At 62.2% G+C, this 25720-nt stretch carries 21 protein-coding genes; 10 read left to right on the forward strand and 11 right to left on the reverse strand.

Going from position 1 to position 25720, the window contains the following annotated elements; translation table 11 throughout:
* The first annotated feature begins 5 nt into the window (after window positions 1–5).
* The 8 genes from PSJE_RS03895 (at window position 6) to PSJE_RS03930 (ending at window position 11638) form a co-directional block, all read left to right on the forward strand.
* The gene (locus tag PSJE_RS03895; protein WP_057715003.1) at window positions 6–950 is read left to right on the forward strand and encodes a DUF58 domain-containing protein; all 945 of its coding nucleotides are present in this window, start codon (window positions 6–8) and stop codon (window positions 948–950) included.
* Complete coding sequence (locus tag PSJE_RS03900; protein ID WP_057715004.1) at window positions 947–1441, forward strand: DUF4381 domain-containing protein; 495 nt, start codon at window positions 947–949, stop codon at window positions 1439–1441. The genes PSJE_RS03895 and PSJE_RS03900 overlap by 4 nt, the downstream gene beginning before the upstream one ends.
* Window positions 1434–2516, forward strand: a complete 1083-nt coding sequence (locus tag PSJE_RS03905) for a vWA domain-containing protein (RefSeq protein ID WP_090455033.1) — start codon at window positions 1434–1436, stop codon at window positions 2514–2516. Before PSJE_RS03900 ends, PSJE_RS03905 begins: the two co-directional genes overlap by 8 nt.
* Window positions 2513–4246 (forward strand): VWA domain-containing protein, encoded by a 1734-nt coding sequence (locus PSJE_RS03910; protein WP_090455032.1) that lies wholly within the window; start codon window positions 2513–2515, stop codon window positions 4244–4246. Before PSJE_RS03905 ends, PSJE_RS03910 begins: the two co-directional genes overlap by 4 nt.
* Window positions 4243–5892: a BatD family protein gene (locus tag PSJE_RS03915; protein ID WP_090455031.1), complete on the forward strand. Its 1650-nt coding sequence runs from the start codon at window positions 4243–4245 to the stop codon at window positions 5890–5892. Before PSJE_RS03910 ends, PSJE_RS03915 begins: the two co-directional genes overlap by 4 nt.
* A gap of 270 nt (window positions 5893–6162) precedes the next feature.
* Window positions 6163–7407 (forward strand): exonuclease SbcCD subunit D C-terminal domain-containing protein, encoded by a 1245-nt coding sequence (locus tag PSJE_RS03920; RefSeq protein WP_090455030.1) that lies wholly within the window; start codon window positions 6163–6165, stop codon window positions 7405–7407.
* Entirely contained in the window at window positions 7404–11045 is a 3642-nt protein-coding gene (locus tag PSJE_RS03925; RefSeq protein WP_090455029.1) for an AAA family ATPase, read from the forward strand. Before PSJE_RS03920 ends, PSJE_RS03925 begins: the two co-directional genes overlap by 4 nt.
* Entirely contained in the window at window positions 11042–11638 is a 597-nt protein-coding gene (locus tag PSJE_RS03930) for a glutathione S-transferase (RefSeq protein WP_090455028.1), read from the forward strand. Before PSJE_RS03925 ends, PSJE_RS03930 begins: the two co-directional genes overlap by 4 nt.
* A 114-nt stretch (window positions 11639–11752) precedes the next feature.
* Here PSJE_RS03930 and PSJE_RS03935 read toward each other — a convergent pair whose 3' ends face one another.
* From PSJE_RS03935 to PSJE_RS03970, 9 genes are all read right to left on the reverse strand, one after another.
* Window positions 11753–12010 (reverse strand): hypothetical protein, encoded by a 258-nt coding sequence (locus tag PSJE_RS03935; protein ID WP_090455027.1) that lies wholly within the window; start codon window positions 12008–12010, stop codon window positions 11753–11755.
* On the reverse strand, window positions 12007–12219 hold the full coding sequence (locus tag PSJE_RS03940) for a hypothetical protein (protein WP_090455026.1): 213 nt from the start codon (window positions 12217–12219) through the stop codon (window positions 12007–12009). The genes PSJE_RS03935 and PSJE_RS03940 overlap by 4 nt, the downstream gene beginning before the upstream one ends.
* A gap of 115 nt (window positions 12220–12334) precedes the next feature.
* Window positions 12335–12460 carry a hypothetical protein gene (locus PSJE_RS31900; RefSeq protein WP_256353340.1) on the reverse strand — a complete coding sequence of 42 codons (126 nt, stop codon included), beginning with the start codon at window positions 12458–12460 and terminating at the stop codon, window positions 12335–12337.
* Window positions 12461–12676: 216 nt separating this feature from the next.
* Window positions 12677–12856: a hypothetical protein gene (locus PSJE_RS03945; RefSeq protein WP_057715012.1), complete on the reverse strand. Its 180-nt coding sequence runs from the start codon at window positions 12854–12856 to the stop codon at window positions 12677–12679.
* Between the two features lie 156 nt (window positions 12857–13012).
* Window positions 13013–14182 (reverse strand): lactonase family protein, encoded by a 1170-nt coding sequence (locus PSJE_RS03950; RefSeq protein ID WP_090455025.1) that lies wholly within the window; start codon window positions 14180–14182, stop codon window positions 13013–13015.
* Window positions 14175–14513 (reverse strand): DUF5629 family protein, encoded by a 339-nt coding sequence (locus PSJE_RS03955; RefSeq protein ID WP_057715014.1) that lies wholly within the window; start codon window positions 14511–14513, stop codon window positions 14175–14177. Before PSJE_RS03955 ends, PSJE_RS03950 begins: the two co-directional genes overlap by 8 nt.
* Window positions 14514–14647: 134 nt before the next feature.
* Complete coding sequence (locus tag PSJE_RS03960) at window positions 14648–16228, reverse strand: aldehyde dehydrogenase (NADP(+)) (RefSeq protein WP_090455024.1); 1581 nt, start codon at window positions 16226–16228, stop codon at window positions 14648–14650.
* A gap of 10 nt (window positions 16229–16238) precedes the next feature.
* Window positions 16239–17231, reverse strand: coding sequence for an AraD1 family protein (gene araD1, locus PSJE_RS03965; protein ID WP_090455023.1), 993 nt, complete (start codon window positions 17229–17231; stop codon window positions 16239–16241).
* A gap of 160 nt (window positions 17232–17391) precedes the next feature.
* Window positions 17392–18714, reverse strand: coding sequence for an MFS transporter (locus tag PSJE_RS03970; protein WP_090455022.1), 1323 nt, complete (start codon window positions 18712–18714; stop codon window positions 17392–17394).
* Between the two features lie 194 nt (window positions 18715–18908).
* Here PSJE_RS03970 and PSJE_RS03975 point away from each other — a divergent pair, with 194 nt between their 5' ends.
* Window positions 18909–20645, forward strand: a complete 1737-nt coding sequence (locus tag PSJE_RS03975) for an IlvD/Edd family dehydratase (protein WP_057715018.1) — start codon at window positions 18909–18911, stop codon at window positions 20643–20645.
* Window positions 20646–20819: 174 nt separating this feature from the next.
* Window positions 20820–21539, forward strand: a complete 720-nt coding sequence (locus tag PSJE_RS03980; protein ID WP_032829613.1) for a FadR/GntR family transcriptional regulator — start codon at window positions 20820–20822, stop codon at window positions 21537–21539.
* A 177-nt stretch (window positions 21540–21716) separates the two neighbouring features.
* Here the strand turns inward: PSJE_RS03980 and PSJE_RS03985 are convergent, their stop codons facing one another.
* The gene (locus PSJE_RS03985; RefSeq protein WP_090455020.1) at window positions 21717–24101 is read right to left on the reverse strand and encodes an efflux RND transporter permease subunit; all 2385 of its coding nucleotides are present in this window, start codon (window positions 24099–24101) and stop codon (window positions 21717–21719) included.
* Window positions 24102–24129: 28 nt separating this feature from the next.
* Entirely contained in the window at window positions 24130–25182 is a 1053-nt protein-coding gene (locus PSJE_RS03990) for a WD40/YVTN/BNR-like repeat-containing protein (protein WP_057715021.1), read from the reverse strand.
* Window positions 25183–25720 lie beyond the last annotated feature (538 nt).

Raw genomic sequence — 25720 nt, forward strand, 5'->3', positions numbered from 1 at the left:
CCCCGATGAACGCCAGCCTGCCGCCCGAGCCGGGCATCCGTGTCAGCCTCGCCGACCTGATCGAGATGCGCCATCGCGTGCGCGAAGTGCAGCTGTTTTCCACGCCTGGCCAACGCAGCCCGCTGATCGGCCTGCACCATTCCAAATTGCGCGGGCGTGGCGTCGACTTCGATCAGGTGCGGGTCTATCAGGCCGGCGACGATGTGCGCACCATTGACTGGCGTGTGACCGCGCGCACCCAGGAGCCTCACACCAAACTTTTCCACGAAGAACGTGAGCGACCGATTTTCATCATGGTCGAACAAAGCCACCGGCTGTTTTTCGGGTCGGGCCTGATGTTCAAGTCGGTGCTCGCCGCCCAGGCCGCGAGCCTGATCGGTTGGGCAGCCCTGGGCCACAACGACCGGGTCGGCGGGCTGGTGTATGGCGACAATGAGCACTATGAAATCAAGCCTCGGCGCAGCAAGCAAAGCCTGCTGCAGTTGCTCAACCGGCTGGTGCGGGTCAACCGGTCGCTGACCACCGAGGGCGAGCCGGACCGCGACGCCTTTGGCATTGCCTTGCGCCGAGCGCGTGAGGTGTCACGTCCGGGCAGCCTTGTCATTGTGATTTGCGACGAACGCGCGCTATCGGAAAGCGCCGAGCAACAGCTGAGCCTGTTATCGCGTCATTGCGACCTGTTGCTGCTGCCGGTGTCCGATCCGCTGGATCATGCCCTGCCCGCCGCCGGCCTTTTACGTTTCGCCGAGCGCGGAGCGCAATTGGAACTCGATACGCTGAATTTCGACCTGCGCCAGGCTTACCGGGCCCAGGCTGAAGCGCGTATCGCGCGCTGGGAGCTGCTCGCGCAAAAACTGCGGGTGCTGATGATGCCGTTGAGCACTCAGAGCGAGATGGTCGAGCAACTGCGCGAATACCTGAACCCACAGAAACCGGGGAAAGGTCGATGAGCAGCCTTGATCAACTGCAACCACTGATATCCCCGCCACCGGTGGAATTCTGGCCTCCGGCACCAGGTTGGTGGTTGCTGCTTCTGTTGGTGCCGCTGATCGGTTTGGGCCTGTGGAAGCTGCGTCGTTTTATTCCGGACAGGCGCCCCGTGGTGCGTGCAGAACAGCCGCTTGACCCGGTGCGTCTTGCCGCCCTGGCGGAGCTGGCCTTGATGCCCAAACCCTACGACGGTGCGCCGGCCGGTGCCTGGCTGCAGCAACTCAACGGTTTGCTCAAACGCCTGTGCCGCAACCACTACCCCTACAGCCAGAGCCACACCCTCAACGGGCGAAAATGGCTGGCGTTCCTCGACAATCGCTGCCCGGCCGCCGGCCTGACTCGCTGGATGGTGCTGGTCGAAGGCGCCTACAAACCCGAATGCAAACTCGACGACAAGGCCATCGCCGGCCTGACCCAGGCCGTCGACACATGGATTCGCAAGCATGTTTGAGTTCGCCTGGCCGTGGATTTTTGCCCTTCTGCCGCTGCCGTGGCTGATGCGCATCGTATTGCCGGTGGCCGACAGTGGCGAACCGGCGCTCAAGGTCAGCTTCCTCAGCGACCTGGAAGGCCTCGCCGGGCGTCGCGCCCGGGCCAACCTGCCAGCATGGCGCCAGCAGGCACCGTTCATAGTGCTGTGGCTGTTGCTGCTGGTTGCGGCGGCACGCCCGCAATGGCTCGGCGAACCCTTGCCGATTGCCGCCAGTGGCCGTGACTTGCTGGTGGCGGTGGACGTTTCCGGCTCCATGGACTTCCCTGACATGCAGTGGCAGGACGAAGAAGTGAGCCGACTGGCGTTGGTCCAGCACCTGCTCGGCGATTTCCTCGAAAGCCGCGAAGGTGACCGGGTCGGCCTGATCCTGTTCGGTAGCCAGGCCTACCTGCAGGCGCCGCTGACCTTCGACCGCCACACCGTGCGCGTCTGGCTCGATGAAGCGCGTATCGGCATTGCCGGCAAAAACACCGCCATCGGCGATGCTATCGGCCTGGCCCTCAAGCGCCTGCGCTCGCGTCCGGCAACAAGTCGCGTACTGATTCTGGTCACCGACGGCGCCAACAATGGCGGTGAAATCGACCCGCTCACCGCAGCCCGGCTGGCGGCCAAGGAGGGCGTGAAAATCTATCCGATCGGCATTGGCGCCGATCCAGAGCAAAGCGGCTCCGTGGGTTTCCTCGGCGTCAACCCGAGCCTGGACCTCGACGAGCCGTCCCTCAAGGCCATCGCCGAAGTCACCGGCGGCCAGTATTTCCGCGCCCACGATGGCAAGGAACTGCAATCGATCAAGGACACCCTTGACCAACTGGAGCCCGTGGCCCAGCAACCGACCCAGGCCCGCCCGGCCCAAGCGTTGTATCACTGGCCGCTGGCCCTGGCGCTGTGGTTGAGCATGCTGCTGCTGGCCCCCGTACTCTGGCCGGACAACCCCTTGCAACGCCTGTTTACCAGGGATCTGTTTTTGCAAACGCAATTGCTGCCTGACTGGCGCCAGCGTCTCAAACGCCTGCGCCTACGGAGGCGCCGATGAGTGCGCTGTGGCCGTACTGGTTCCGCCCCTGGTGGCTGCTGTTGCTGCCGGTGCTTGGCTGGTTGCTCTGGCAACTCTGGCACCGCAAGAAGCGCGCCGGGCGCTGGCAAATGATCCTGCCTGCAGCCTTTCACACGACATTGCTCAGCGGTGGCAGTGGACGTGACAGTAAATTGCCCTGGATCGCCCTCGGTCTCGCGTGGCTGTTGACCGTGCTCGCCCTGCTGGGTCCGGGCTGGCAGCGTGTCGAGCAGACCAGTCAAAAGCCCGCCGATCCGCTGGTGGTGATTCTCGAACTGACCCCGGAAATGCTCGCCACCGACGTCACACCCAACCGACTCGAACAGGCACGACGCAAGGTGCTTGATCTGCTGCAGATTCGCAGCGACGCGCAAACCGCCATCGTCGTCTACGCCGGCAGTGCCCACACGCTGGTGCCGCTGTCAGATGATCTTTCCACCAGCCGCAATCTGTTGGATGCACTGAAACCGTCGTTGATGCCCGCGGCCGGTCATCGCGCCGATCTGGCGGTGCTCAAGGCCCTGGCGTTGCTCGAACAGGCTGCTTTGGGCGATGGCCGGATCCTGCTGATTGGATCGTCCCTGACCGACCAGGAGCGACTGGGCATCCGTCGCGCGCTGAACGGCAAATCGACTCAATTTTTGATGCTCGGCATCGGCACCGCCGAAGGCTCGCCGATCACCCAGGAAGACGGCAGCTTCCTCAAGGATGAACAAGGCGCCATTCTCGTGCCGCGCCTGGACGAGCCCGGCTTGAAAAATTTTGCCAACGACCTGGATGGGCGCTATCGCCAGGCGCGCCTGGACGATAGCGACCTGCAAGCCCTTGGCCTGCTCGACGGTCCACGCCACTTGCGCAACGACGGTCAGACCTTGCGCCTGGACACATGGGCCGATCAGGGGTACTGGCTGCTGCTGCCACTGCTGCTGCTCGCGGCCTGCGCGGGACGTCGCGGTTGGCTGCTGTGCCTGCCGCTGCTATTGGCGCTGCCTCAACCGAGCTACGCCTTCGACCTAGCGGACCTTTGGCTACGTCCGGATCAACAAGGCTTGCATTTACTCAAGCAAAAGCGCCCTGCGGAGGCCTCCCGACGCTTCGAAAATCATCAGTGGCAAGGCGTGGCGCTCTATGAGGCCGGCGACTACGCAGGCGCCGCCGAGCGGTTTGCCGAAGGCGACGATGCCCACTCCCACTACAATCGAGGCAATGCCCTGGCCAAAAGCGGTGAGCTGGAGGCAGCCCTGGACGCTTACGAACAGGCACTGGAACGTCAACCGGATTTGCGTCCGGCACTGACCAACAAGGCGTTGGTCGAACGCCTGCTCAAGGAGAAAAATACTCCTCCTGAACCAGACACCGCCAGCAACGCCCGGCCCGAAGCCGAATCGCCGGAGCCACCGCCAGGTGCCGCCGCACAACCCTCGAGCAGCGGCGAATCGAAAACCGAGGGGCAACCGAGCCGCCCGGGTGAGGAACAACCACCCACCACACCGCCGAAACCGGGTGGCAACGAGGTTCCGGGCAGCGAACTGGGTGACGAACAACACACCACACCGCCCTTGCGCCCGGCCACCGACAGCATCGAAGGTGAGCAGCGCCAGGCACTGGAGCAATGGCTGCGACAGATCCCGGATGACCCCGGCGAACTGCTCAGGCGCAAATTCTGGTACGAACAGCAACAACATCAGGATCAGGAAGAAACTCGATGACCCGCTTCACCGTTTTATTGCTCGCGCTGCTGCATGGCCTGTTGTTCTGCACCGTACAGGCACAGGCAGCAGAACTGGTCGCCAGTGTTGATCGCAGTCGCCTGAGCTCAGGCGAGACGGTCGAGCTGACCCTGGAATCCAGCGATGTCACTCAGTTCGGCAAACCGGACCTGGCGGCGCTGGAGCCGTTGTTCGAAGTGCGCGGCACACGCCAGGTCAACCAGCTGAACACCCTGAGCGGAGAAAACCAGGCCACCACCCGCTGGATCGTCACCCTCCTGCCCCGGCAAAACGGCAGCGTGGTGATTCCGTCATTGCAACTGGGGGAACTGCAGAGCCAGCCGATCACCCTGCAAGTGGTCGAGAGCGCAACACCGGACAACCCGAACCAGCGGGCCGCGGTGTTCATCGATGCCAGCCTCGATCAAACCAGCGTGTACGTGCAGGCCCAGGCGGTCCTGACCCTGCGCATCTACCATTCGGTGTCGCTGTACGACGACAGCAGCCTGCCACCCTTGCAGATACCTGACGCACGCATCGAACAATTGGGCGACTCACGCACCTACGAAAAGGACATCGACGGCCTGCGCCATGGCGTGATCGAAATGCGCTACGCGATCTACCCGCAACACAGCGGCGAACTGATCATTCCGGCACAGGTCTTCAACGCCGCACTGGTCGACCCACAACCGGTACAGGATGCAGCCCAGGGGCCAAAAGCCGGCAAGCTGATGCGCGTCACCTCGGCCGAACTGCTGTTGACGGTCAAGGCCAAGCCCCTCACCTATCCGGCCGACGCGCCCTGGCTGCCTGCCCGCAGCCTGACCCTGAGCGAAATCTGGAACCCGGAGCCGGATCACACTCAGGTCGGCGATTCGCTGACCCGCAGCCTGACGGTGAAGGCCGAAGGCTTGTCCAGCACCCAACTGCCACCGCTGCCCGGCACCGACGTCGGCGGCCTGCGCCGCTACCCGGATCAACCGGTGCTCGGCAACCAGAACAGCGAACGCGGCCTGGTCGGCAGTCGTGAAGACCGCGAGGCCCTGGTGCCGACAAGGACCGGCGCCATCGAACTGCCCACCGTCGACGTGGTCTGGTGGAACACCTTCGAAGATCATCTGGAACACAGCAGCCTGCCTGCTCGCACGCTGCACGTGGTGGCCAATCCGAGCCTGCTGGCCGACACCCCGGCCGGCGCCTCACCGGTCGATGCCAGCGTCGACAGCGAAGCACTCTGGCGCTGGAAGCTCAGTACCTTGATCCTGGCCTGCACCACCCTGCTCGGCTTTGGCCTCTGGTGGCGTGCCCGCTGGCAACCGGCGGTGGCGCGTGTCGCGCAAACCGGCCCGAGCCCGCGCACCGTGCTCGACGACCTCAAGCGCGCCTGCCAGGCCAACGACTCCCACGCCACCCGCCAGGCCCTCGACGCCTGGGCCCGCCAGCAGCCGGAAACCCTGGCCGACATGGCCGCCCGCTTCGTACCTCTGTCCGACTCCCTCGACGGCCTGAACGGCGCGTTGTACAGCGAAACCGGCCAGTACTGGCAAGGTGACGAACTGTGGCGGGCGATCAAGGCGATCCCGATGGCCGAACGGGTTCAGGACCCTGCCGGTGACAGTGGGTTGCCGCCGCTTTATCCCAAGTAAACACCGACCTGGCGACAAAGATGCATTTGTGGCGAGGGGGCTTGCCCCCGTTCGGGCGCGAAGCGGCCGTAAATCCGGGCGGCTCGGTGTACCAGGAAAAACCTGGGGCCGCTCCGCAGCCCAACGGGGGCAAGCCCCCTCGCCACAGAACTCCCTGCCATAAGAAGTTTGGTGTGCAACCACTCCCGACCGGTTTACCAGTAAACTCTTCCCCCTTTCGCCGCCTTCATTTTTCACGCGGCCATTACCTAATTTGTAGCGGAGTTCGCCTTGCGCTTGTTTCACACCTCCGACTGGCACCTCGGGCAGAACCTGCACGGCCAGGATCGCGATTTCGAACACGGCTGTTTTCTCGAGTGGCTGTTGCGTCAATTGAAGCTCGACCAGCCGGATGTGCTGTTGATCGCCGGCGATATCTTCGACACGGTCAATCCGCCGGTCAAAGCCCAGGAGCGTCTCTACGACTTCATCGTCAGCGCCCACGAACAGCAGCCGTTGCTGACCATCGTGATGATTGCCGGCAACCACGATTCCGGCTCGCGGATCGAACTGCCCGCGCCGTTGATGCGCCGCTTGCGCACTCACGCGCTCGGTCGTGTGTTGTGGCTGGATGACGGGCAACTGGATGCCGAGCGTTTGCTGTTGCCGCTGCCGGATGCCAAAGGCAAAACCGTCGCCTGGTGCCTGGCGCTGCCGTTCCTGCGCCCTGCCGAAGTCACCGGCGCGCATCTGGGCGACAACTACCTGCGTGGCATTGGCCAGGTCCATGAATGGCTGATCGAGGCGGCGAACGCAAAGCGCAAGAAAGGCCAGGCACTGATCGCCATCAGTCACGCGCACATGGCGGGCGGTTCGGTGTCGGAAGACTCGGAGCGCAGCCTGATCATCGGCAATGCCGAAGCCCTGCCCGCCAGCCTGTTCGGACCGAGCATCAGTTACGTTGCCCTCGGCCACTTGCACAAGCCGCAGAAGGTCAACGGCGAGGAGCGCATCCGCTACAGCGGCTCGCCGATTCCGTTGTCGTTCTCCGAGATCAGCTATCAGCACCAGATCCTCGACATCAAACTCGATGGCGAAACCCTGGTCAGCGTCGAGCCGAAACTGATCCCCCGCGCGGTCAACCTGCAACGCATCGGCCCGGCACCATTGAGCGAGATCCTGGTGCAACTGGCAGACCTGCCGAACATCGACCTGTTGGCCGACATCCAGCGCCAGCCATGGCTGGAGGTGCGGGTACGCCTCGATGAACCGCAGCCCGACCTGCGCAATCAAGTGGAAACCGCCCTGCAAGGCAAGGCCGTGCGCCTGGTGCGCATCGCCGCCGAGTACGCCGGCAACGGCGGTCGTGACGGTGCCGACGAAGGCAGCACGCTGATCGAACTGGACCAACTCACGCCTCAGGAACTGTTCAGCCGCGCCTGGCAGGACAACTACGGCAGCGAGGTCGACGAGCAGACCCTCAAGGACTTTGCCGAGCTGTTGCAGGACGTGCAGGTGGAGAGCGAACAACCATGAAAATCCTCGCGATCCGCCTGAAAAACCTCGCCTCCCTGGCCGGGCCATTTGAAATCGACTTCACCGCCGAACCCCTGGCCAGTGCCGGACTGTTCGCCATCACCGGCCCCACCGGCGCTGGTAAAAGCACCTTGCTCGATGCCCTGTGCCTGGCGCTGTTTGGCGCCGTACCGCGCCTGAACAACACCGGCCGCGACGCCAAGGTGCCGGACGCCGACGGCGAAATCGCTACCGGCGACCCGCGCACCCTGCTGCGTCGCGGCACGGGTGAAGGCTATGCGGAAGTGGATTTCGTCGGCGTCGACGGCCGCCGCTACCGCGCCCGCTGGGAGGCCAATCGCGCCCGGGACAAGGCCGCTGGCAAGCTGCAGGCCAGCCGCCAGAGCTTGCGTGACATCGATCAGGATCAATTGCTCGCCAGCCAGAAAGGCGAATACAAGACTCAGCTCGAAGCCGCGCTGGGGCTGAATTTCGAACAATTCACCCGCGCGGTGATGTTGGCGCAAAGCGAGTTCAGCGCGTTCCTCAAGGCCGACGACAACGACCGCAGCGAACTGCTGGAAAAACTCACCGACACCGCGCTCTACACTCGCCTCGGTCGTCGGGCCTTCGACAAGACCAAGGAGGCCCGCGAGGCGCACAAGCTGCTGCAGGATCAGGCCAGCGGGGTAACGCCGCTGTCACCCGAAGCCCGCGCGGAACTGGATGAGCGCTTCAGCCAGGCGCAGCAACAACTCAAGACCCAACAGGCGCAGCTCAAACAGCTTGAACTGCAGGACACCTGGCTCAAGGACCTGCGTCGATTGCAGGACGAGCATCTGGCCGCCAGCGAACAACTGCAATCGGCGCAGACCCACTGGGAGGCCTTGGCCAGCGAGCGGTTGAGGCTCACCCGTCTCGAACAGCTGGCCCCGCAACGGCACCAGTTCGCCCGTAAAGCCGAGGTCGACGCGCTGCTGACACCCTTGGCGGCGCAAATTGCCTTGCAGACGCAGCAACATGGCGAACTCGGTGAGCGCCAGACGCTGCTTGAGCAACAGCTCGGCAGCGCCCGGATCGCCTTGAGCGAAACCCAACAGCGACAAGCCGACAGCGCACCGTTGCTGCGCCAGGCCTTCGAAGCCCAAAGCACCCTCGCCCGCCTGGCCAAGGACACCGCCCTCAGCGCCGAAGCCAGGCAGCAGGCGCAACAAGCCTGCACCCAGGGCCAGGGCACGATTCAGACCTTGCTCGATCAGCAAGCCCGAGGCGCCGGGGACTTGCAGCGCATCGCCACCGGGCTTGAGCAAAGCACGCATCTGGCACCGCTGAGCGATGCCTGGAATGCCTACCGTGATCGCCTGCAACAGTTGATGCTGATCGGCAATCGACTGAATCAGGGCCAGGCCGAACTGGCCAGCCTCGAACAAAACGCCGCGAGCACCGACCAGGCGCTCACCGCACAGAAGCAGCAACTGGAGGTGCTGTTCAAGGAGGCCGGTGCCGAACCGGATGCCGTCGCCGAACAGATCGGCATCCTGGGTAGCCTGTTGCAGGACAACCGCAAGCAACTGCGCGCCGTCGAAGACCTTGCGCGCCTGTGGGCCAGCCAGCAGGACCTGGACAAACGCAGCGCCGAGCTGCAACAGCGCCAGCTCACCGCGCAGCAGGAACGTGAACGCCTGACCCAGGACGGGGTCAAGGCCAAGGCTGATCTGAGCGTTGCCGAACAGACCCTCAACGTCACTCGCGAACTGCTGGAGCGTCAGCGTTTAGCGCGCAGTGCCAGTGTCGAAGAGCTGCGCGCGCAGTTGCAGGACGATCAGCCATGCCCGGTCTGCGGCAGCAACGAGCATCCCTATCATCAGCCCGAAGCCCTGCTGCAAAGCCTCGGTCGTTTTGATGAAAGCGAACAGGCCAACGCGCAAAAGGCCGTCGACCTGCTCAAGGAAAAACTCACTGACCTGCGTGCCGAAGTCGGCGGGCTGATCGCCCAGCAAAAGGAACTGCTGCAACAGCAGGAGCAACTGGCGACCCAGCAGCAAGCCCTCGCACCGAGCCTGGAAGCGCACCCGCTGGCGGCCCAACTGCTGAATCAGGATGCCGCCAAACGCGATGCCTGGCTCGTCCAGCAAAACAGTCAGCTCAACCAAAGCATCAACCAGGACGAGCAACGGCAGAGCGCGCTGCTCACCCTGCAACAGGATGCCGCACGCCTGACCCAGCAACTGCGCCATGCCGAAACCGCGCACCAGCAAGCGGCCCAGCACCTGAGCAATCAACAGCGCGAATTGAACAACGACCGCCAGCGTCTGGACGAAGAACTCAAGGCATTCGCCAACCTGCTGCCGGCCGAGACCCTGCAAGCGCTGCGCGTCGAACCGGCGGCGACCTTCATGCAGCTCGACCGGCAGATCGCCGAGCGCCTGGCGCAACTCGAACAACAAAAGGAAGAATTGGCCGAGCAGCAACAGCGCCAGCAACACCTGGAGAAGGAACAGGATCGCCAGCAAAGCCGCGTGCAGCAATTGCAGGCCGCCGAACAGCAATTCAATGGACTGGCCGAGCAGCAACAGGCGAGCCAGCACACACTCGGGCAATTACTCGGCGAACACAGCAGCGCCGAGCATTGGCAGCAGCAACTGGAACAGACCGTGGAACAGGCGCGCAGCGCCGAAGCCAGCACTGCGCAGACGTTGCAAAGCGTCGTCACGCAGTCAGTGCAAATCGCCGCCGAGCTCAAGGCCCAGCGGGAACGCTTGCATGCACTGGAAGGCGAAGAACTTGAGCTCGCCGGCAAGATCGGCGACTGGCGCGCCCGTCATCCCGAGCTGGATGACGGCGGCCTCGAAAACCTGTTGAGCATCGACGACACCCAGGTCAGCGAACTGCGCCAGCGCTTGCAGCACAGCGAAAAAGCCATCGAACAGGCCAACGTCCTGGTACAGGAGCGCAACAAACACCTGCTCAATCATCAGGCACAACAGAGCGGCAACCTCGATGCCGAGCAATTGGCCAGTGCGCTGATCGACCTGCAAAACCTCGCTGCCGCCAGCGAGCAACACTGCGCCGAACTGCGCGCCGAGCAGGCCGAGGACCAGCGCCGGCAGAACGCCAATCAGGCCCTGGCGCAGCAAATTGCCGACGCCTACAACGAGTATCAACGCTGGGCACGCCTGAATGCGTTGATCGGCTCCGCCACCGGCGACACCTTCCGCAAGATCGCCCAGGCCTACAACCTCGACCTGCTGGTGCATCACGCCAACGTGCAATTGCGCCAACTGGTGCGCCGCTATCGCCTCAAGCGCGGCGGCAGCATGCTCGGGTTGCTGGTGATGGACACGGAAATGGGCGACGAACTGCGCTCGGTGCACTCACTGTCCGGTGGCGAGACCTTCCTGGTGTCGCTGGCGCTGGCCCTCGGTTTGGCGTCGATGGCGTCGAGCACGTTGAAAATCGAGTCGCTGTTCATCGACGAAGGCTTCGGCAGCCTCGATCCCGAATCCCTGCAACTGGCCATGGATGCCCTCGACGGCTTGCAGGCCCAGGGCCGCAAGGTCGCGGTGATTTCCCACGTACAGGAAATGCATGAACGGATTCCGGTGCAGATTCAGGTCCAGCGCCAGGGCAACGGCCTGAGTACCCTGGAGGTGAAATGAACACGCTGTATTCCTTCCGCCGCTGCCCGTATGCCATGCGCGCACGCATGGCCCTGCGTTATTCGGGAGTGGCCGTGGACATCGTCGAAGTCAGCCTGAAGGCCAAGCCCGCCGAGATGCTCGCGCTGTCGGGCAAAGGCACGGTCCCGGTACTGAGCGCCGATGGCCGGGTGATCGACGAAAGCCTCGACATCATGCGCTGGGCCCTGGCACAGAACGATCCGCAGGACTGGTTGCTCAAGGATGATCCTGTCGCAGCGGAGCAAATCGCTCCTTTGATTGAACAGAACGATCAGGTGTTCAAGGTGCACTTGAATCGCTACAAGTACGCGGAACGTTATCCCGAGCAGCCGATGGAGGTTTATCGCACTGAGGGTGAGGTGTTCCTGCGCAGGCTGGATCAGTTGCTGGAAGGGCGCGACTATTTGCTGGCGGACCATCCGAGCCTGGCGGATGTGGCGTTGATGCCCTTCGTGCGCCAGTTCGCCCACGTCGACCGCGTGTGGTTCGGGCAGACGCCTTACCTGCGCTTGCAGGCATGGCTACAGCGGCTTTTGGAGTCTGTCCTGTTCACATCGATCATGAAGAAATAACCGTCCCCTGTAGGAGCCAGCTTGCTGGCGAAGGTGTGTCAGTTGACGCTGTGGTGCCTGATACACCATCGCCAGCAGGCTGGCTCCTACAAAGGTCCGTGGTGCGTCGAAGACTCAGGCCAGAACCTGACACATCCCGATGGCCGAGCAATCGACCTGGAACGGGCCGAAAACCACACCTTCACTCCTGATCGGTGGATTGCCGGCCAGCATGCCCTGGGCATTGGCGTTTTCGATGCTGCGGGCAATGTTGTGATTGGCTTCGATGGCCCGAGCCACCGAACCTGCCGAGCCCTGTCCGATCCCCAACAGAGAGGATCCATTGGTCATGAACGCCAGGAAAGCAATGACCCAGAGTCTGTGTCCTTTCATGCGCCGACGACTCCTGCGAGTTCAGCCTGATCAACGCTGGCGTTTTGCGCACGGTGTTCAAACTGGATGCCGGGATGAGCGACCTGTATCGGTGCTTCGAAAGAGGATTGCGCCTGTGCTGAAAGGCTGACCAGCAGCACCATGGCAAGGTAAAGACCGATTGCCACATAGGCGCCGTGTTTGGCAGAAGTGAGAATTGCGCTGGCCATGATGTTCTCCGCAGGCATGTTTCAATGCCCACAGAATCGATCAAAAAAGCCTGGTTAACCACTCAGGGTTATCCATAGTGACCATCAACTTCATTGATCATTAAGCCAGACTATTTCAGTCTTCAATAAAACTCATCAAGCGCTCGCGCGCAGCATCCGGCTCACTCGGAACAGGGTCGGCTGCCGACAGAATGGGGGTGGAATAGAGAAAAAGTAGAACCAATGCCAGACGCGTCACCATGCTGTCGATCCTTGCCGTGAGGAGGAGTCAAAAAATCAGCGTCAATTTAAACTCATGGCAATGTGATATCAAGCGCGACATTGATGGCAAAGTGATGCTGTCGCAAATGCGTTATGCAGGAGCGACATCACTCCGATCGTTTTCAACACCTGTTTTTCAACATCAGGCTCTTCGATCATCAGTGACTTCGCTCCTGCATAAAGGCAGGGCTGACGTTCAGGCTTGGGTTTTGTGATCCAGCGCGGCGTAGAAGTTGGCGCTCTGTTGCAGGTACTTCGGGGTGTAGCTCTGGGTGTGGGCTTTTTTGTCGCTGATTTCAACGTTGGCACTGGCTGGCAGCGCAACGGTGGCGGAAATGGCGGAAGCGGCGATGACAGAGAAGATGTTGAAGTTCATGGCGGTATTCCTCGGATTCAGTTGGCTTGCTTGCCCGGTGGGGCTGTGAAGCAAACTTAACCCTCGAGGGTTCGTGCCTTGAAATGCTTTGTAGCAGTACCAGATATCAGCGTCATTGATAAAAGCAGGCAGGCCCCATCAACCGGGGCCTGCGGCTTATTGACGCAGTAGAAACCTGAGGTCGCTCGGGGCATCCATCGGCAGTTTTTGCACAGTCTTGCCCAGCAGACCGGTCCTGACGTCGCGTTCGACGACGACAATCTGGTTGCTCTTCTGGTTGGCGATCAACAGGAATTTGCCGCTCGGATCGAGGCTGAATTCCCGCGGATGATCGCCCTCCACCGCCCGCCGTTGCAGCTCACTGAGGTGGCCGGTCGCCGGATCGATGGCAAACACCAGCAGTTGATTGGCCGTGCCACGGTTGCTGACGTAGAGGAACTTGCCATCAGCCGAGGCATGCAACGCCGCCGCAGCCTTGTCCGATACCGGTTGCCCGGCAGCCAGATCTACCATCTGCGTCTGTTCGAGTTGGCCGTCGTGGTAATCGAACACCGCCACTTGCGCGCTCATTTCCATGGTCAGCCAGGCATGTTTGCCATCGGCGCTGAACAGCAGGTGGCGCGGCCCGCTGCCCGGCGGCAGTTGCACGAATGCCGGGGTGGCCGGGGTCAACGGCAGTTCCGGGTTGGCCTTGGGGTCGAAGCGGTAGGCAAACACCTTGTCGGCGCCCAGGTCATTGGCGAACACGTATTTGCCGTCCGGCGACGGGATCGTCGAGTGCACATGGGCCGATGCCTGGCGCTCGGGATTGACCCGGCTCGCCGGGTGGCTGCTCATCTGCACCACCGGTTTGAGCTTGCCATCGGCCGCCACCGGCAATACCGCCAGGGTGCCGCCCGGGTCTTCGGCCACCGAGTAATTGCTGACAAACAAATGGCTGCCATCGATGCTGAGGCTGGAATGGGTCGGCTCGTTGCCCAGGCTTTGCACCTGGCTGACCAGGCTCAGCGCGTGGGTCTTGGGATCAATCGCGAAACTGCTGACGCGCCCTACCGGATCGGTCTGACCCGGGCCGTTTTCGTTGACCACGAACAGCTGTCGCTGATCCTTCGACAGGGTCAGCCACGACGGGTTTTCGCACTTGAGCACTTGCAGGGGGCTGGCATCGATCTGCCCGGTGCGGCTGTCGAACGCCAGGCGGTAGATGCCCTGGCTTTGACCGGCGGTGTAAGAGCCCACCAGCAGTTGATAGTCCTCGGCGGATGCGACCTGGACGCCCATGGCGCCGATGCTGCCGGCCATCAATAGTGGCCAGAGGTTACGCATCGTCTTGGTCGTCTTCTTCGTTGTCACCGCTGACGACATCGCCCAGGCACACCAAACGGTGTTCACCCGAGTCACCGGTGATCAACCAGCTTTGCAGCGTAGAGTCGAAGGTCGCGGCCTGGACCTGCGCCGGAGTGAACTCCCAGTGTTTGGCCGCACGGCCATCCATGCATTCAATGTGCAGGTTATCGAACTCGTCGAGGGCGAATTCGAAGGCATGCAGCCCGTCGATCTCCACCATTCCGCAGTGTTCGAGGGCATTGAGCAAGGTGTCGGTTGGGGAAGTCATGGCAATCAATCTTTGAATGAGAAAGACGCAATGATAGCTCATGCACCCGACCAAAGTTTCACACAAACCTGTGGGAGCGGGCTTGCTCGCGAAAGCGCAGTGTCAGCCAACAGAGATGTTGAACGATAAACTGCATTCGCGAGCAAGCCCGCTCCCACAGGGGTTGTGGTCAGCCGCTAGAGTGCCTCGCGGGACGACTGTCCATCCACCAGTCGCTGGATGCGCAGCGGATTGCCGTTCTTCAGCGCATCCGGCAGCAAGCTGTCCGGGTAGTTCTGGAAGCACACCGGGCGCAGGAAACGATCGATGGCCAGTGTGCCCACCGAGGTACCGCGCGCATCGGACGTTGCCGGGTAAGGCCCGCCGTGGACCATCGAATCGCAGACTTCCACGCCCGTCGGATAGCCATTGAGCAGGATGCGTCCGACCTTCTGCTCCAGCAACGCCGTCAGCCCGGCGAACTGTTCGAAGTCTTCCGGCTCGCCAATGACGGTGGCGGTCAACTGGCCGTGCAGACCATTCAGGGCGGCCATCAGTTGCGCATGATCGGCCACTTCAACCACCACCGTGGTCGGACCGAACACTTCCTCCTGCAGCACTTCGTCGCCATCGAGCAGCAGGCTGACGTCAGCCTTGAACAGCTGCGGCTGTGCCTGATTGCCCTGTTGCGGATTGCCGGCCAGGTGCTCAATCCCCGGATGCGCGAGCAGTTTTTGCAAGCCCTGACCGTAGCTGCTCAGGGTTCCGGCATTGAGCATGGTTTGCGCCGGCTGATCGCCCATCAACCCGGCCACTTGCTGCACAAAGGCACTGAACGGCGCTGAGCGAATGCCGATCACCAGGCCCGGATTGGTGCAGAACTGGCCGCAGCCCTGAACCACCGACGCCGTTAGATCCCGGGCGACCGTGTCGGCCCGCGCCTGCAACGCCTCGGGCAAGACGATCACCGGGTTGATGCTCGACATCTCGGCAAACACCGGAATCGGTTGTGCACGGGCCGCTGCCATGTCACACAAGGCTCGACCGCCCTTGAGCGAACCGGTGAAACCAACGGCCTGAATCGCCGGATGCTTGACCAGCGCCTCGCCGACGCCACCGCCGTAGATCATGTTGAACACGCCGGCCGGCATCCCGGTTTTCTCGGCAGCACGAATGATCGCGTCAGCCACCCATTCAGCCGTGGCCATGTGACCGCTGTGGGCCTTGAACACCACCGGGCACCCGGCGGCCAGCGCCGAGGCGGTATCGCCGCCGGCGGTAGAGAACGCCAGCGGAAAATTACTGGCACCGAACACCGCCACAGGTCCCAGGCCGATGCGGTATTGACGCAGGTCCGGACGCGGCAACGGTTGACGCTCCGGCAATGCCCGGTCGATTCGCGCGCCGTAGAAATCACCGCGCCGCAAGACTTTGGCAAACAGGCGCATCTGCCCGCTGGTGCGTCCACGCTCGCCTTGAATCCGCCCTGCGGGCAACGCCGTTTCGCGGCAGACCACAGCGACAAAATCATCACCGAGGGCATCCAGTTCATCGGCAATGGCCTCGAGAAACTGCGCCCGCCGCTCCGCGCTCAGGCTGCGATAGACCGGATACGCGGCCGCCGCCGCGCCGGCCGCCGCATCGACTTCCTGCACTGTCGCCTGGGAAAAATCGTGGGGCAAGGCCTCCCCCGTCGTCGCATCGACACTCTGCAACTTGATGCTGCCGGCGGCGCTACGCTGACCGCCGATGTAGTTGTGACCAAGAATCCGGATCATGGGTAATTCCTCAAAGTGTACCGACGCTGCCGGGTTCGAAAGACGCTGCGACGGGTGCGATGCCGTTGATCAATGGCGCGCCGAATTCAGCCTGGGTGATCTCGAACACATCACCCGGCTGGGTGCGAATGCCATCGGCAAAGGACAGGGTCGCCGTGCCGAAGAAGTGAATGTGCACGTCCCCCGGGCGCAGGAACTGGCTGTACTTGAAATGATGGAATTCGAGGTTGGCGAGGCTGTGGCACATGTTCGCCTCGCCGCTGAGAAACTCGTTCTGCCACAGCACTTCGCCGTCACGCAGGATGCGGCTGGTCCCCGCCAGATGCTGCGGCAGTTCGCCAACCCGCAGTTCCGGACCATAGCTGCAGCTGCGCAGTTTCGAGTGGGCCAGGTACAGGTAGTTCTTGCGCTCCATGACGTGGTCGGAGAACTCGTTGCCCACGGCAAAACCCAGGCGATACGGCTTGCCGTCGTGACCGATCACGTACAGGCCAGCGATCTCCGGCTCTTCGCCGGCATCTTCGGCAAACGGCGGCAAGGGAAACGGCTGGCCCGGCCTGACGACGATGCCGCCATCGCCTTTGTAGAACCACTCCGGCTGCACACCGGCTTCATCCACCGCCGGCTTACCGCCCTCCACGCCCCATTTGAAGATGCGCATGGTGTCGGTCATCGCGGTTTCATCGCCACTTTGCTGGTGCATCTTGTCCCGGGCCGAGGCGCTGCCCAGATGCGTCAGGCCCGTGCCGCTGATCAGCATGTGCGCCAGGTCCGCATGGTCCAGGGGCGGCAGGATGCGCCGTTGTGTCAGCAACTCGGCATAGTCGTGGCTGATGCCCAGCCCCAGGCTCTGTACCTGTTGCTCAAGGCTTGCGCTCGCCTCGATCGCCGCCAATGCCAGATCGCGAACGGTGCGCGTGTCCTGTACTTCTCGGACCAGGCCCGCCTCGACCACGCCGACACGACGTTCGCCGTTACTCAATTCGAACTGAACCAAACGCATGAATTTTCTCCTGTTAACCCAGAACCTGGGCAAACACGACTCCCTGTGGGAGCGGGCTTGCCCGCGATGACGGCGGCACATTCAACATTGATGTGCCAGACAGATTGCTATCGCGGGCAAGCCCGCTCCCACAGGGTCCGTGATGATTTGTTGTTTCCTGTCAGGTGCGCGAAGCCCCACGTGCACTTGCTGCAAATTGATCGGCTGGCAGGACGTGTTTGCGTTCCAGCAAGCGATACACCACACCGGTCAACACCAGCCCGAACACCATCACCCCCGACAGGAAGTACAGGCCCGAAGCCAGGTTGCCGGTGTATTCCTTGAGTGCGCCGATCACGAACGGACCGAGGTAACCGCCGAGGTTGCCCACCGAATTGATCAACGCAATCCCCGCCGCCGCACTGGCACCGGCGAAGAAGCGGCCCGGCAAGGTCCAGAACACCGCCGTGCAGGAGAACAGTGCGAACGCCACCAGGCACAGCGCCGCCAGTTGCAACACAGGCACCGACAGCCAGGCGCTGAGAAACAGGCCAATCGCACCCAGCACGTAAAGCACGGCGAGGTGGCCGTAGCGGTCGTTCAAGCGGTCGGAACTGCGCGGGATGATCAGCAAACCGACGATGCCAAAGATGTACGGCACCGCCGAGACGAATCCGGTCACCAGGTCGCTGCCGCCGAACTGCTTGATCAGGGTCGGCAGCCACAAACCCAGGCCATAGATGCTCAGGGTCACCGGCAGGTAGAACAGCGCCAGCAGCAGGACGCGCTTGTCCTTGAGGGCGTGCAACGGGTTGCCGTGACGGGTCTGGCCGTAGGCATCCAGATCCTTTTTCAGCTCGCCACTGAGCCAGTCCTTTTCTGCCTGGTCCATCCACTTCACTTGCTGCGGGCCGTCCGGCAGGTAACGCAGCACCGGCCAGGTCAACAGGATCGCGGGGGCGCCAATGACGATGAACAGCCACTGCCAGCCGTGCAGCCCCAACACGCCGTCCATGCCCAGCAAGCCACCGGACACCGGGCCGGTGATCATCATTGCGATGGGTTGCGACAGGATGAACAGCCCGAGGATCTTGCCGCGATGGCGCACCGGGAACCATTGGGTGATGTAGTACAGAACGCCCGGGAAGAACCCGGCTTCGGCAGCGCCGAGCAAAAAGCGCATCACATAGAAGCTGTTCGGCCCCTGGACGAAGGCCATGCCGATGGTGATGGCGCCCCAGGTGACCATGATCCGCGCGAACCAGCGCCGTGCGCCGAAGCGGTCGAGCATCAGGTTGCTGGGGATTTCCAGCAGGAAGTAGCCGATGAAGAACAACCCGGCGCCAAGACCGTAGGCGGCATCGCCCAGGCCGATGTCTGCGCCCATGTGCAATTTGGCGAAGCCCACCGCGGAGCGGTCCACATAGGCGATCAGGTACAGCAGGATGAGGAAGGGAATCAGTTTCAGCGTGATGCGGCGGATAAGCCGCAGTTCCTGGCTCATGAGAACGGTCTCCGATTGTTGTTGTTATAGAACCTCGGGGGACGCCTCTCGCGAAGAATTCGCCAGGGCCATCCCTCCGTTTGAGCGGACTATATAGTAATACTATTTACTCAACAACACTTCCAAAGCGCACAATTTGCGCCTATGTTACGCTTCAGCTCGAACAATATAGTCATACAATAAGAGAATCGATCATGTCTGATAAGAAACCCACCCTGCGCTCCGCCCAATGGTTTGGCACCGCCGACAAGAACGGCTTCATGTACCGCAGCTGGATGAAGAATCAGGGCATCGCCGACCACCAGTTCCATGGCAAGCCGATCATCGGCATCTGCAACACCTGGTCGGAACTGACCCCGTGCAACGCGCATTTCCGCCAGATCGCCGAGCACGTCAAACGCGGCGTGATCGAGGCCGGGGGCTTCCCGGTGGAGTTTCCGGTGTTCTCCAACGGCGAATCGAACCTGCGCCCTACCGCCATGCTCACCCGCAACCTGGCGAGCATGGACGTGGAAGAAGCTATTCGCGGCAACCCGATTGACGGCGTCGTACTGCTGACCGGTTGCGACAAGACCACCCCGGCCCTGCTGATGGGCGCCGCCAGTTGCGACGTGCCGGCCATCGTCGTCACCGGCGGGCCGATGCTCAACGGCAAGCACAAGGGCAAGGACATTGGCTCCGGCACCGTGGTCTGGCAGCTCAGCGAACAGGTCAAGGCAGGCACCATCAGCATCGACGATTTCCTCGCGGCCGAGGGCGGCATGTCCCGCTCGGCCGGTACCTGCAACACCATGGGCACCGCCTCCACCATGGCCTGCATGGCCGAAGCGCTCGGCACCTCCCTGCCCCACAACGCGGCGATTCCGGCCGTGGACGCGCGCCGTTATGTGCTGGCGCACATGTCCGGCATGCGTGCCGTGGAGATGGTGCGCGAAGACTTGAAGCTGTCGAAGATCCTCACCAAGGAAGCCTTCGAAAACGCCATCCGCGTCAATGCCGCCATCGGCGGTTCGACCAACGCAGTGATCCACCTGAAAGCCATCGCCGGGCGCATCGGCGTCGAACTGGACCTGGATGACTGGACCCGTATCGGTCGCGGCATGCCGACCATCGTCGACCTGCAACCGTCCGGGCGCTTCCTGATGGAAGAGTTCTATTACGCCGGTGGCTTGCCGGCGGTGCTGCGTCGCCTCGGCGAAGCCAACCTGATCCCGAACCCGAACGCCTTGACCGTCAACGGCAAGTCCATCGGCGAGAACACCAGGGACGCGCCGATCTATGGCGAGGACGAAGTGATCCGCACCCTCGACAACCCGATCCGCGCCGATGGCGGCATCTGTGTATTGCGCGGCAACCTGGCACCGCTGGGCGCCGTGCTCAAGCCGTCCGCCGCCACGCCCGAACTGATGCAGCATCGCGGCCGTGCGGTGGTGTTCGAGAACTTCGACATGTACAAGGCACGGATCAACGATCCGGAACTGGACGTGGATGCCAACTCGATCCTGGTGATGAAGAACTGCGGGCCGAAGGGTTATCCGGGCATGGCCGAAGTGGGCAACATGGGTCTGCCGGCCAAGCTGCTGGCCCAGGGTGTGACGGACATGGTGCGTATTTCCGATGCGCGCATGAGTGGCACGGCGTACGGCACGGTTGTGCTGCACGTCGCCCCGGAGGCCGCTGCCGGCGGTCCGCTGGCCGCAGTGAAGGAAGGCGACTGGATCGAACTCGATTGCGCCAGCGGCCGCTTGCACCTGGATATTGCGGACACCGAACTGGCCGCGCGCATGGCCGATCTGCAACCGCCACAGAACCTGATCGTCGGTGGGTATCGTCAGTTGTACATCGACCACGTGCTGCAAGCGGACCAGGGTTGCGACTTCGACTTCCTGGTCGGCTGCCGTGGGGCCGAGGTGCCGCGTCACTCCCACTGACACCGCCTCCCCCCCCTGTAGGAGCGAGCTTGCTCGCGATGGACCCGAGACCGCCGCGGGGTGTCAGGTTCCCCACGTTATCGTTGACGTCCATCGCGAGCTCGCTCCTACAGTCGAATCGCCGCGCCTGCTATCATGCGCGACACCTCTCCGCACAGGACCGTGCCGTTTCCCATGGATTACCGCAAACCCTCCGACCGCAAAAGCATGCACTCGCGCATCGTCCAGGAACTGGGCATGCAGATCGTCTCGGGACGTTTCCTGCCCGACGACAAACTGCCCGCCGAAGCGCTGTTGTGCGAAGAATATGCGGTCAGCCGGCCGGTGCTGCGTGAAGCCACCCGGGTACTGGTCGCCAAGGGCCTGGTGTATTCCCGCCCGCGGGTCGGCACCGTGGTCAAGCCGCGCAAGGACTGGCACATGCTCGATCCGGACGTGCTGCACTGGTTGATGCAGAGCAGTCCGCAGAATCAGTTTTTCGACCTGCTGACCAGCGTGCGCAGCATCATCGAACCGGCCGCTGCCGCCCTCGCCGCGCAATTCGCCACGGAAGCGGATATCGCCTCCATCGGTGAGGCCTACCAACGCATGGAAGCCGCACCGACGCCGGAGGCTCTGTTGCAGCCGGACCTGGACTTCCACAGTCGCATCGCCGATGCCACGCACAACGACTTGCTGGCCAACCTGTGCAACATGCTCTCGGTGGCCATCGCCGAAGCCTTGAAGCATTCGAACCAGCGGCCGAACCTGCATGAACTGGCGCTGCCCCGGCACAAGGCGATCCTGACCGCCATCGAAAACCGCGACGCCCTCGGCGCGCGGCATGCGACGTTGGTGCAACTGGACGATGCCCGCAGCGCGCTGAATGTGGTGCTCGGCAGCGATCCCGCCTGATCACCGAAGAACCCTGTGGGAGCGAGCTTGCTCGCGATGGCGGCCGAATGTTCGATATCAATGCGGCTGACACTCCGCTATCGCGAGCAAGCTCGCTCCCACAGGTTCCAGGGCGAAACCATCGGGCATAAAAAAGCCGCAACCCTGAGGTTGCGGCTTTTTTGTTTCAGCTGTCGATCAGTGGGCGAACAACGAATTGCCCTTCTGCCCCGCCAGTTTCTCCGGCTTGATCAGGAACCGCGCCAGTGCCGGCAACAGCCACAGCGCACCGAACATGTTCCACAGCAACATGAAGGTCAGCATCAGGCCCATGTCGGCCTGGAACTTGATGGCCGAGAAGATCCAGGTGCACACGCCGATGGCCAGGCACAGACCGGTGAACAGCACCGCCTTACCGGTGGACTTCAGTGTCTGGTAGTACGCCTCTTGCAGCGGCAGGCCGGCACGCAGGAAGCTTTCCAGGCGGCTGTAGATGTAGATGCCGTAGTCCACGCCAATCCCCACCCCGAGCGCCACGACCGGCAGGGTCGCCACTTTCACGCCGATACCCATGAAGGCCATCAGGGCATTGCCGAGTACCGAGGTCAGCACCAGCGGCAGCACGATGCACAAGGTCGCCGCCCACGAACGGAAGGTGATCATGCACATGACCGCGACGCAGATGTACACCAGGACCAGGATGGTCAGTTCGGACTTCTTGATCACCTCGTTGGTGGCCGCCTCGATCCCGGCGTTACCGGCAGCGAGGATGAACTCCAGGCCTTCCTTGTTGTTTTCCTTGGCGAACTCCTGCACCGCATGTACCGCGCGATCCAGGGTCTCTGCCTTGTGATCGTTGAGGAACACCAGCACCGGCGCCACGGAACAGCTGTTGTTGTACAGGCCGTCAGCGCGGGCAATGGAGTTGTTCAGCACATCAGGGTTACGCGACAGGGTTTCCCATTTCAGGTTGCCCTCGTTCATGCCCTTGATCATTTGCTTGGACACGGTCACCAGGGAAATCGCCGACTGCACGCCCTCGGTGTTCTGCATCTTCCACATCAGCTCGTCGATCGGCGCCATGGCTTCGTAGCGCGAACAGCCTTCGGACTTGGTCTTGACCATCACCACCAACACGTCGGAGCTGGTGGAGTAGTTGTTGATGATGAAGTTGTTGTCCTTGTTGTAGCGCGAGTCCGGACGCAGCTCCGGGGCACCCTGGTCGAGGTCGCCGATTTTCAGGTTCTGGCTGTACCAAAGGCCGCCGCCAAAGGCGATCAGTGCCAGCAGAATGGAAACCGGGGCCACTTTCGCGCTGGCAAAGTTCGACAACAGGCGCCAGAACGGATGCTCGCGAGTCGCGTCCTTTTTGCTGCGGTCGACGGCACGCTTGCTGATGCCGACATAGGAAATCGCCACTGGCAACAGGATCAGGTTGGTGAACACGATCACCGCCACACCGATGGATGCGCCGATGGCCAGCTCACGGATCACACCGATATCGATGATCAGCAGCGTGATGAAACCCACGGCATCGGCGAGGATCGCGATCATCCCCGGCAGGAACAATTGACGGAAGGTGCGACGCGCCGCCGTCAGGGCGTTGTCCGCCTCACTCGATTGCAGGGCGATCCCGTTGATCTTCTGCACGCCGTGGGAAATACCGATGGCGAAGATCAGGAACGGTACCAACATCGAATAGGGGTCGAGCCCGAAGCCGAAGAAGTGCATCAAGCCCAGTTGCCAGATCACTGCCACCAGCGTCGTGCTCAACACGGCGACGGTACTGCGCAGGCAGTTGGTGAACCACAGCAAGAGGATCAGGGTGATGACGAAGGCAACGCCGAAGAACATCACCACCATCACCAGGCCATCGATGAGGTCACCGACTTTCTTGGCGAAACCGACGATGTGGATCTTCACGTTCGGGTTCTGTGCTTCGAACTTGGTGCGGATCTTGTCCTCAAGCTCGTGGGAGAACTGGCGATAGTCCAGCGCCAGCAGCTTGCCCTGGTCCTGCGGGTCCGGATAGGACTCCAGCAACGGAATGTCGACGATGCTCGATTTGAAATCGTTGGACACCAACCGCCCGACCTGACCCGACTTGAGCACGTTGTTGCGCAACAGATCGAGGCTGGCCTGGGAGCCGTTGTAGCTTTGCGGAATCACTTCACCGCCGGCGAAGCCCTCTTCAGTCACTTCGGTCCAGCGAACGCTGGGGCTCCACAGCGACTTGAGGCCGGAACGGTCGACGCCGGAGATGTAGAACACCTCGTCGTTGATCTGACGCAGGGTCTCCATGTACTCCTTGGAGAAGATGTCGCCATCGGTGGCTTCCACCGAGATCCGCACGGTGTTGCCCAGGTTCGCCAGATCGTTGCGGTGCTCCATCATCTTCTGGATGAAGGGGTGCTCCAGCGGGATCATTTTTTCGAAGCTGGTGGACGGACGGATCAGCGTCGCCTGCCAGAACAGAAAAATACTGACCAGCAGGCAGATCGTGATCACTGCCGGGCGGTTGTTGAAGATCAGGCGCTCGAGGAACGTCGCCTTGTCCTGGTGATGAGTACTCAAGGAAGTCATAGCTCCGCCTTCTTATTATTAACCCGGCTCATTTGCCCGACTCGGTGCCGCTTGGCGAAGTGACGCGAACGCCGCCCTGCCCGGCCAGAACCAGATTGCCATTGCCTGCCGCAGTCACTGCCGAGACGGAAATACGGTCCGGACGGTTGACCACCTTGAAGGTTTCGCCATTGTCACTGCTGCGAATGACCGAACCGCCGTTGCCGACAATCACGATGGAACCATCGTCGAGCAGCGTACCGCCGGACAGCCCGAACTCCAGGTCGCCACGTTCAGCCTTGAGCTCGACCTGGTCCCAGGTGGTGCCGAAATCCGTGGAACGGTAAAGATTGCCGCGCAGGCCGTAGGCCAGCAACGTATTGGACTGCGCCGTACCGATCACGCCGAACAGCGAGCCTTCGTACGGGCCTTCGAGTTTCTCCCAGGTCTGGCCCCAGTCCGCGGAGCGGAACATGCTGCCCTGCTCACCGACGATGAACAGCCCGGCGTCCTTGACCGCGGCGATCGCGTTCAGGTGGTACTGGTCTTCGTTGTCCAGGCGGTCGCTGGCGTCTTCCCAATGCTTGCCACCGTCGGTGGTTTCCATCAGCGAGCCGTAGGCGCCCACGGCAAATCCGCTGTCGACGTCCTTGAACCAGACATCGAGCAGCGGCGATTCGCGTTTCAGATCTTCGAATTGCTTGGTCCAGGTCGCGCCGCCGTCCTCGCTGGCGAGGATCTGCGCGTCATGGCCGACGGCCCAGCCGTGCATGTCATCGACGAAGAACACCGACGTCAGCAGGGCCCGGGTCGGGACCTTGGCCTGGGTCCAGGTAGCGCCCTGGTCATCGGAATACAGGATGTGCCCACGATCCCCGACCGCCACCAGGCGCTTGCCGGCGTGGACGACATCGAGCATCAGGCTTTTGGCGGCCTTGGCCGATTCAATGGAATAGACAACATCGGATGCTGGCGCCGCCGCGGCCAGCGCAGGCGCCGACAGCATGGCAGAGCCCAACAGCGAGAGCGCTGTGGCCAGCAACGCGAATTTGCGTAATGCCGGCGGGCGGCAGATACCCACACCCATGACAGGCTCACTCATAGACCTTCTCCCATTATTATTGTTAGGTCGTTCAACCTTACTGGGCGCCGCAAGGGTGCGTGTCCGGACCGGCTGTTTCAGAGCATAGTCCTGAAACCCGCAATCCAGAGCCCCTTCGGAAGCTGGCCTATCCTATCGGTGTTTTTTAATGTCTGACAATCGACGCCACGTTATCTTTTGTTAACCGGGGGGATGGGGGTGGGGTTCTGAATGGTTGGGTATCAGGTGGGGTGATTGCGGTTTTGGTGTTTGGTGTTTGGTGTTTGGTGTTTGGTGTACATATCCGTTGCTGCGGTAACGGCTGCTTTTCCAATCGGCGTACATATCCATTTCTGCGGTAACGGCTGCTGGCGGTTTCGCTCTTACAGCGAGTCCCTTTTTCAAACGCCAAAAAGGAACCAAAAGGCTTCGCCCCGGCGTACGGCACCTCGCCAAGGCTCGGTGTTCCCTCGCTACGGTGTCCATCAGGGGGCATCGCCTACGGTCTGCTTCGCGACGACCTCCTCTCGATGTGTTCGACTTCGTCGAACGGCGCTAC

It is taken from the genome of Pseudomonas jessenii, assembly GCF_002236115.1.
Classification (GTDB): domain Bacteria; phylum Pseudomonadota; class Gammaproteobacteria; order Pseudomonadales; family Pseudomonadaceae; genus Aquipseudomonas; species Aquipseudomonas jessenii.

Bases quoted from the DNA above. Each gene is read 5' to 3' on its own strand.
- PSJE_RS03895 (WP_057715003.1), top strand. From the start codon at position 6: ATGAACGCCAGCCTGCCGCCCGAGCCGGGCATCCGTGTCAGCCTCGCC.
- PSJE_RS03900 (WP_057715004.1), top strand. From the start codon at position 947: ATGAGCAGCCTTGATCAACTGCAACCACTGATATCCCCGCCACCGGTG.
- PSJE_RS03905 (WP_090455033.1), top strand. From the start codon at position 1,434: ATGTTTGAGTTCGCCTGGCCGTGGATTTTTGCCCTTCTGCCGCTGCCG.
- PSJE_RS03910 (WP_090455032.1), top strand. From the start codon at position 2,513: ATGAGTGCGCTGTGGCCGTACTGGTTCCGCCCCTGGTGGCTGCTGTTG.
- PSJE_RS03915 (WP_090455031.1), top strand. From the start codon at position 4,243: ATGACCCGCTTCACCGTTTTATTGCTCGCGCTGCTGCATGGCCTGTTG.
- PSJE_RS03925 (WP_090455029.1), top strand. From the start codon at position 7,404: ATGAAAATCCTCGCGATCCGCCTGAAAAACCTCGCCTCCCTGGCCGGG.
- PSJE_RS03930 (WP_090455028.1), top strand. From the start codon at position 11,042: ATGAACACGCTGTATTCCTTCCGCCGCTGCCCGTATGCCATGCGCGCA.
- PSJE_RS03935 (WP_090455027.1), bottom strand. From the start codon at position 12,010: ATGAAAGGACACAGACTCTGGGTCATTGCTTTCCTGGCGTTCATGACC.
- PSJE_RS03940 (WP_090455026.1), bottom strand. From the start codon at position 12,219: ATGGCCAGCGCAATTCTCACTTCTGCCAAACACGGCGCCTATGTGGCA.
- PSJE_RS31900 (WP_256353340.1), bottom strand. From the start codon at position 12,460: ATGGTGACGCGTCTGGCATTGGTTCTACTTTTTCTCTATTCCACCCCC.
- PSJE_RS03945 (WP_057715012.1), bottom strand. From the start codon at position 12,856: ATGAACTTCAACATCTTCTCTGTCATCGCCGCTTCCGCCATTTCCGCC.
- PSJE_RS03950 (WP_090455025.1), bottom strand. From the start codon at position 14,182: ATGCGTAACCTCTGGCCACTATTGATGGCCGGCAGCATCGGCGCCATG.
- PSJE_RS03955 (WP_057715014.1), bottom strand. From the start codon at position 14,513: ATGAGCTATCATTGCGTCTTTCTCATTCAAAGATTGATTGCCATGACT.
- PSJE_RS03960 (WP_090455024.1), bottom strand. From the start codon at position 16,228: ATGATCCGGATTCTTGGTCACAACTACATCGGCGGTCAGCGTAGCGCC.
- araD1 (WP_090455023.1), bottom strand. From the start codon at position 17,231: ATGCGTTTGGTTCAGTTCGAATTGAGTAACGGCGAACGTCGTGTCGGC.
- PSJE_RS03970 (WP_090455022.1), bottom strand. From the start codon at position 18,714: ATGAGCCAGGAACTGCGGCTTATCCGCCGCATCACGCTGAAACTGATT.
- PSJE_RS03975 (WP_057715018.1), top strand. From the start codon at position 18,909: ATGTCTGATAAGAAACCCACCCTGCGCTCCGCCCAATGGTTTGGCACC.
- PSJE_RS03980 (WP_032829613.1), top strand. From the start codon at position 20,820: ATGGATTACCGCAAACCCTCCGACCGCAAAAGCATGCACTCGCGCATC.
- PSJE_RS03985 (WP_090455020.1), bottom strand. From the start codon at position 24,101: ATGACTTCCTTGAGTACTCATCACCAGGACAAGGCGACGTTCCTCGAG.
- PSJE_RS03990 (WP_057715021.1), bottom strand. From the start codon at position 25,182: ATGAGTGAGCCTGTCATGGGTGTGGGTATCTGCCGCCCGCCGGCATTA.